General features: G+C 73.6%; 8 protein-coding genes. 2 read left to right on the top strand and 6 right to left on the bottom strand.

Translation table 11 applies throughout. The features are described 5' to 3' along the window. The 4 genes from AC1DV7_RS11885 to rimP all read right to left on the bottom strand — a co-directional run. The coding region (locus AC1DV7_RS11885; RefSeq protein ID WP_477597334.1) for a translation initiation factor IF-2 N-terminal domain-containing protein at nt 1-290 on the bottom strand (290 nt) is incomplete at its 3' end. 65 nt (nt 291-355) lie between these two features. Further along, nucleotides 356-706 (bottom strand): YlxR family protein, encoded by a 351-nt coding sequence (locus tag AC1DV7_RS11880; RefSeq protein ID WP_477597333.1) that lies wholly within the window; start codon nt 704-706, stop codon nt 356-358. 83 nt (nt 707-789) lie between these two features. Next, entirely contained in the window at nt 790-1842 is a 1053-nt protein-coding gene (gene nusA / locus AC1DV7_RS11875; protein WP_477597332.1) for a transcription termination factor NusA, read from the bottom strand. Between the two features lies 1 nt (nt 1843). Continuing rightward, nucleotides 1844-2470 carry a ribosome maturation factor RimP gene (gene rimP, locus AC1DV7_RS11870; protein WP_477597331.1) on the bottom strand — a complete coding sequence of 209 codons (627 nt, stop codon included), beginning with the start codon at nt 2468-2470 and terminating at the stop codon, nt 1844-1846. A 168-nt stretch (nt 2471-2638) separates the two neighbouring features. Here rimP and AC1DV7_RS11865 point away from each other — a divergent pair, with 168 nt between their 5' ends. Next, nucleotides 2639-3718, top strand: coding sequence for a DUF4439 domain-containing protein (locus AC1DV7_RS11865; RefSeq protein WP_477597330.1), 1080 nt, complete (start codon nt 2639-2641; stop codon nt 3716-3718). A 113-nt stretch (nt 3719-3831) separates the two neighbouring features. Continuing rightward, complete coding sequence (locus AC1DV7_RS11860) at nt 3832-4773, top strand: aminoglycoside phosphotransferase family protein (RefSeq protein WP_477597329.1); 942 nt, start codon at nt 3832-3834, stop codon at nt 4771-4773. Between the two features lie 5 nt (nt 4774-4778). Here AC1DV7_RS11860 and AC1DV7_RS11855 read toward each other — a convergent pair whose 3' ends face one another. Both AC1DV7_RS11855 and AC1DV7_RS11850 read right to left on the bottom strand, forming a co-directional pair. Further along, complete coding sequence (locus tag AC1DV7_RS11855) at nt 4779-5456, bottom strand: response regulator (RefSeq protein WP_477597328.1); 678 nt, start codon at nt 5454-5456, stop codon at nt 4779-4781. After that, entirely contained in the window at nt 5449-7107 is a 1659-nt protein-coding gene (locus tag AC1DV7_RS11850) for a sensor histidine kinase (protein WP_477597327.1), read from the bottom strand. The genes AC1DV7_RS11855 and AC1DV7_RS11850 overlap by 8 nt, the downstream gene beginning before the upstream one ends. Nucleotides 7108-7204 lie beyond the last annotated feature (97 nt).

Genomic DNA, 7204 nt, shown 5'->3' with positions numbered 1-7204 from the left:
GCTGCAGCCGGAGCTGAGGGGGCCGCCGCGGGGGACGCTGCCGCCGGAGCAGCCTCGGCCGGTGCGGCGGGGGCTGCCGGGGTCGCCTTGGGGGCGGCGGGGGCAGCCTTCTTGGCGGGAGCCTTCTTGAGCTCCTCGGGGAATGTCTCGGTCGCCTTGCGGACGACCGGTGCTTCGATCGTCGAGCTGGCGGTCTTCACGTACTCACCGATGCTGTTGAGGTGGGCGATCAGCGTCTTGCTGTCGGTTCCCAGCTCCTTGGCGAGCGCACTTACACGGACCTTGGCCACGTTTCTCCTGTTCCTGGTCCGTGCCACAGGTACAGGCGCGGACCGTCGTTAATGCTGGGGGGAGCTCATTGCTGAGTACTCATCGGGTGCTCATCAGCGTCAAACCCGCTTTCGGTTCCCATTGGATGGACGGTGTCGTTCAGTGTCTGCGCGTGGTCACCGGCGGTGCCGGTGACGAGCGCCTCGACGTATGCCCTGACCGCCGCCGGGTCCGGGGCCGCGCTGCAGCGCAGCGCTCGCCCGAATGCTCGGCGTCGGAGGGCCTGGTCGAGGCATTCGCCCGTCGGGTGCAGCCAAGCGCCGCGTCCCGGTAGGCGGTGCCGCAGGTCGGGGGTCAGCCGGATGGCTCCGGTCTCGTCCGTCTCTGCGACCACTCGCAGGAGTGCCGACCAGCTATCCGTCCCGCGGCATCCCACACACGTGCGGGTCGGTGACCCGTGCGGTAGGTGGGTTGCCTCAGTCCGGAGTCCAGTCCGGTCGGTCCCCACCAGTCTAGCCCCTAACGCGCTTCGGGCGTGTCACGGCCACCGCCGGACGACCCTCCGGGGGCCGCTGCCGCGGTGTCGGGCCGGATGTCGATCCGCCAGCCGGTGAGCTTCGCCGCGAGGCGCGCGTTCTGCCCTTCCTTGCCGATGGCGAGGGACAGCTGGTAGTCGGGAACGACCACCCGGGCGGCCCGCAGCGTGGGGTCGACGATCTCGACCGACTCGACCCGGCTCGGCGACAGGGCGGCCGCGACGAAGGTCCGGGGGTCCTCGGAGTAGTCCACGATGTCGATCTTCTCGCCGTGCAGCTCCGTCATGACCGCGCGCACCCGGGCACCCATGGGCCCGATGCAGGCGCCCTTGGCGTTGAGCCCGGCCACCTTGGAGTGGACGGCGATCTTGGTGCGGTGCCCGGCCTCACGGGCCAGCGCCGCGATCTCGACGGACCCGTCGGCGATCTCGGGCACCTCGAGCGCGAACAGCTTGCGCACCAGGTTGGGGTGGGTGCGCGACAGGCCGATCTGCGGGCCCTTGGGGCCACGGCGGACGGACACGACGAAGCAGCGCAGCCGCTCCCCGTGCACGTACTTCTCCCCCGGCACCTGCTCGGCGAGGGGCAGGATGCCCTCGACGGTGCCGAAGTCGACGGTGACCACGCGGGGGTCGGGGCTCTGCTGGATGATGCCGGCGACGACGTCTCCCTCGCGCCCCTTGAAGTCGCCCATGATGGCGTCGTCCTCGAGGTCACGCAGGCGCTGCACGATCACCTGGCGAGCGGTGGAGGCGGCGATCCGGCCGAATCCGGTCGGGGTGTCGTCGAACTCCGGGCCGTACTCGCGCGGCGGCCGCTCCTCACCCTCCTCGGGCTCCGGCTGCTCGATCTCCTCACGCGCGAGGACCACGACGTGCCCGCTCTTGCGGTCGAGCTCGACCCGGGCATGCCGGTAGGCGCCCTCGGTGCGGTGGTAGGCGACGAGCAGGGCCTGCTCGATCGCCGGGATGAGGACGTCGAGGGAGATGTCGCGCTCGCGTTCGAGCGCCCTCAGTGCTGCGAGGTCGATGTCCATGTCAGTTCTCCTCAGTGATGTCGTCAGGTGCGTCGCCCCGGGCCGCTGCCGCCTCGGCGACCACCGTGTCGTCGTCCACCGTGTCGTCGTCCACCGTGTCGTCCTCGTCCGTGGCCGCGGCTTCCGGCCTCGAGAACTCGACCTGGACCACCGCCCTGGACACGTCGGCATACGCGAAGTCCTCGGAACGGGCGGGCACCTTCTTGGCGGGGGGCACGTCGAGGGTGAGGTCGCGCGCCCCGGCGCGGACGATGCGTCCGGTGACGGGGTCGCCGTCCAGCGGCGTGAGCGTGACCAGCCGCCCGACGTTGCGCCGGAAGTGGCGGGGCTCGATGAGTGGGCGGTCGAGGCCGGGTGAGGTGACCTCGAGGGTGTAGGGCTGCTCCCCCATCGCGTCGCTGTCGTCGAGGGCGTCGCTCACCGCCCGGGTGGCGTCGGCGACCTCGTCGAGCGTCAGGGGCTCGGTCACACCGGTCGTGTCGGCCGCGGACTCGTCGACGACGCGGTCGATCCAGATGCGGACCAGGCGGCGCTTGCCGGCAGGAGTCACGGCAACGTCTTCGATGAGCAGGTCGAGCTCGCGCAGCGCGGGTTCGACCGCGGGACGAATCTGGTCCTTGACGCTCACTGACTCGTCCTCTCTGAAGTTTGGGGGCCGTGCCCGGCCACTCTATCCACCTGTGGTGGACGGCCGCACGTGCGGTGCCGGGCGGTCCCCGGTCTGTCGTGGGGGTCCCGTGCCGGCTGCGCTGTGCCCTCGGTCGGCCTGTCCCGGGTGCGTGCCATGATCGGGCGCATGTCCCTGTCCGTTCCCGGTGTGCCGGCCCGGCCTGCCCGGCGCGCCGTGCTCACCGGTGGCCTCGGGGCGGCGTCCCTCGGACTCGCTGCCCTGTCGCTGGCCGCCTGCGGGATCCGGCTCGAGGACGACGCGCCCCGGGTCCCACTGGTCCCCACCAGCAAGCCGGTGCCGGGCGAGGCCTTCATGGTCGCGCTGTGGCACAGCAGCTCGCTTCTGGGCGAGCAGGCCGGCGCCCTGGGGGGCGCGGCGTCCGCGCTGCCGGCCCGGATCGCGGCCCTGCACCGTCGGCAGGTCGACGTCCTCGGCGCGGAGCTGAGCCGGCTGGGCGTCCCGCAGAAGGTGCTCGACGATGCCAAGGCGGCGGCCACGGCGACGAGCGGGCCGTCCACCACCGGTCCGTCCACGACCGGTCCGTCCCCCACCTCCACGTCATCCGCCACCGCGTCGGGTGCCACCACCGGTGGCTCGTCGAGCGGCGCGGACCCGACCACCGGAGGGGGGCCCGAGGGACTGGCCGCCGCCGAGCGGGCCGATGCCGAGCCCGACGCGTTCACCTCGCTGGCCGCCGTACCTGCAGCGGTGGCCTCGCTGTTCGGGGCCGCCCTGGCCCAGCGACTGGCTGCCGCCCAGCTGCTGGGTGGCACCAGTCCGACCACCCCGGCGCCCACCTGGGAGGCCAGCACGGTCGCAGCGTCGTTCCTGTCGACCACCCGGGCCGCGGTCTACGCGTTCGAGATCGTGGCCGCCCAGTCGCGCGGTGGGGCCCAGCAGACCCTCGCGGCCTCCACCCTCACGTCGCTGCAGGCGCGGGCCCGCGTGCAGGAGTCGCTCGCCGGCTCGTCGGCGGCCCCGGCGCCGCTCGGCTACGACCTGCCCACCCCGGTCAGCACCCCCGCGGCGGCCCGCACCCTCGCGGTCAGCACCCTCACCGGGCTGCGCTCCGCGTGCGCACTGGAGGTGGCCGCCGCAGGGCAGGACCCGGGGCCGCTCGCCTCGGCCGTGCAGTGGCTGGCCGACACCGAGGTGCTGGCCTCCCGCTGGGGGGTGGCCCTCGCGCCCTTCCCCGGTCTGGCCTGAGCCGTGGACCACGAGCTGCCCACCGCGGCGGCCGCTCCCGCCACGCCCACCGCGCCCACCGCTCCCGCCACGCCCACCGCTCCCGCCACGCCCACCACCCCAGGTCGACACCCATGACCCGCACCGAGGACGCCGCCGTCCTCGTCCCGGCGGCCTTCCGCGAGTTCGTGCGCCGCTGGAGTGCCGAGGACGGCGGCGTCGGCGGCCCCTCGGGGGCGCAGTGGTCCGACCGGCTGCCGCGCCTGCTCGCCGAGGTGCTGGACGACTGGGACCTGACCCCGGTGGGGGTGGGCCGCACCGGCTACAGCGCGGTGGTGGTGCCGGTCACCCGGGCCGGCCGGCCGCTGTGCCTCAAGGTGGCCTGGCCTCACCTCGAGGGGAGGGACGAGGCGCTCGCCCTGCGGCTCTGGGACGGGCACGGCGCCGTCCGCCTCGTGGCTGCGGACCCCGCTCGAGGTGCCCTGCTGCTGGAGGCCCTCGACGCCGACCGCGACCTGCGGACCCTCGACGTCGACACCGCCTGCGAGATCGCCGGCTCACTGCTGGCCCAGCTCAACGTGCCCGCCCCCGGTGGCCTGCGGCCGTTGTCGGCGTATGCCCGCGAGCAGGTCGCTGCGCTCGCCACCACCGATGGCATCCCCCGGCGGTTCGCCGACCGGGCGGGCGGTCTGGTCCGTGACCTGACCGCCGACCCGGACTGCGACAGCACGGTGCTGCACACCGACCTGCACTTCGAGAACATCCTCGCGACGCTGCCGGGCACGGGGCGCCCGGAGTGGGTCGCGATCGACCCGCACACGATGGCCGGGCACCCCGGGTTCGAGCTGCAGCCGCTGGTCCGCAACCGCCAGGACGAGCTCGGCACCGGGTCCGCCTTCCGGTACGCCGTCCGGCGGCGGGTCGAGATCGCTGCCGAAGCCGCCGGGATCGACGAGGACCTCGCGTTCGGCTGGACCTTCGTGCACACCTCGATGCAGGCGCGCTGGGCGGCCGAGGGTGGCGAGCACGACCTGCTGACCTTCAACCTGGCCCTGCTGAAGGCCCTCGACGGCTGACCCGGTCAGCGGGACCAGCGGTACTCGACCTCGGGCCGGCCGGCCCCGGCATAGCGTTGCGTGCGCACCGCGAGCCGGCTCTCACAGAGGTGCTCGGCGTAGCGCCGGGCCGTCACCCGGCTGACCCCGACGGCGTCGGCGAGCTCGCTGGCGGACAGGCCCTCGGCGCCCTGGAGGGCCCGTGCCACCTTGCCGAGCAGGTCCTCTCCCATCCCCTTGGGCAGCGTCGCGGGAGCGGTAGGCCGGACCCCCGCGACCACCTCGTCGACCTCGGCCTGGGTCGTCACCTGCACGGCGGCCCCCAGCTGGTCGCGGTACGTGCGGTAGGCCTCGAGCCGCTCGCGCAGGGTGGCGAAGACGAACGGCTTGAGGAGGTACTGCACGACGCCGAGCGAGACGGCCGACCGCACGATGTCGAGGTCACGCGCCGAGGTCACGGCGATGACGTCGGCGGCGTGACCGGCCGCGCGCATCGCACGGATGACTTCGAGCCCGTGGCGGTCGGGCAGGAACATGTCGAGCAGGACCACGTCGACGTCCTCGGCCTGCAGTGCCCGCATCGCCTCCTGGCTCGTGGCGGCCGTCGCCGCCACGACGAAGCCCGGCACCCGGGCGACGTATGCCGCGTGGGCCTCCCGCGCGACCGGCTCGTCCTCGACGACGAGGACCCGGAGGTCAGGCACGGGACGGCTCCCCGGCGGCGGTGTCCGAGCTGGGCGTCGGCTCGGACGGGGTCACCGGCAGCCGCACCGTGAAGCTGGCGCCTGGCGGCCCGGCGACCTCGAGCTCACCGTGGAGGCGACTCACGGACTGGGCGACCAGGGCCAGGCCGATCCCTCGGCGCCCGGCGCTGCCCTGCTGCTTCGTGGTGAAGCCGCGGCGAAAGGCGTCGTCGACGGCATCGGGGGGCAGTCCCGGGCCGGAGTCGCTCACCCGGAGGACGACCTGGTCGTCCTCGAGACGCGATGCCACCTCGACGACCCGCTCTCCGTCGGCCGAGGTCACTGCGTCGAAGGCGTTGTCGATGAGGTTGCCGACGATGGTGACCACGTCGCGGACCGGCGTGCTGCCGGACGGCCAGACCGCACCCTCCACGATCCGGAAGTCGATCCCGCGCTCGCTGGCCTGGGCGGCCTTGCCGAGCAGCAGGGCGGTCAGCGCCGGCTCACTGAGCGACCCGACGAAGCGGTCCGTGAGGCGTTGCGAGAGCGCCAGCTCGTCCGTCGCGAAGGCCATCGCACGCTCGGGGTGACCGAGCTCGATCAGCGACACGATCGCGTGCAGCCGGTTGGCGGACTCGTGGGCCTGCGAGCGCAGTGCCTCCGTCAGGCCGCGAGCCGAGTCCAGCTCACCCGTGAGGTGCTCGAGGTCGGTGCGGTCGCGCACCGTCGCGACGAAGCCGAGCTGCCGACCGCCCCACTGCGCCCGGGCCTTGTTGAGCACGAGCACCCGCGCTGAGGTCACGTGCAGCTCGTCCTCCCGCGGCTCGTCATCGGTCAGGGCTGCCACGAGGGCGTCGGCCAGCCCGAGGTCGGCGACCGGTCGGCCCCGGGCGTCGTCGGGCAGACCGAGCAGCCGGACCGCCTCGTCGTTCGCGAGCCGTAGCCGCCCCTCGGGGTCGGTGAGCAGGAGCCCCTCGGTGACGGCGTGCAGGACGGCGTCGTAGTACTCGACCATCTCCTGGAGCTGTCGCTCCCCCAGGCCGTGCGTCTGCCGCCTGATGCGTCGGGCGACCAGCGCCGTGCCGATCCCGGAGAGGACGGCCGCCGCGAGCCCCGCGAGGAGCAGGGCAGGCAGCTGGCTGCGCAGCCGCTCGGTCACCGCCGCCTTGCGGATCCCGACGGCGACGAGCCCGACCACCGTCCGGTCGTCGGCCGCCAGCACCGGCACCACGACGCGGCGGGACGGCCCCAGCGTGCCGGTGTAGTCCTCGACGACCCGGCCCCCGGCGACGGCGGCCGCGATGTGCCCGAGGAACTGTCCGCCGATCTGCGCGGGGTCGGGGTGGGTGTAGCGGATGCCGCGCGGCGACATGATCACGACGAAGTCGGTCCGGGTCTGCGCCCGTACGTCCTCGGCGAAGGCCTGCAGCTCGTGGCGTGGGTCTCCCTGTGCCACGGCGGTGGCGACGTCAGGCGTGCTCGCGACCGTCTCGGCGACTGCGGTGGCCCGTGCGGTCGCCTCCTGCGTCCCTGCGCGCTGGGCCTGCACGTAGGCCGCGCCCATCCCGATGCCCACGACGAGCAGCGCCACCAGGACCTGGAGGGCGAAGGTCTGTCCCGCCACGCTCCACCGCGCAGGTGCCGTGAGCCAGCGAGGTGCACTCACCGGCATACCGCGGCGCTGCGGAACTCAATGAACACAACCGTGACCATAGTCACTGCGGGGACCACGATCAGCCCTGTTCACCTCCTCCCCGGCCCGCCGGGGA

The sequence above is a fragment of the Pedococcus sp. P2_E4 genome (assembly GCF_056403935.1).
Note: the sequence above shows the minus strand (reverse complement) of the source record. Positions and strands in the feature narration are given on the sequence as shown.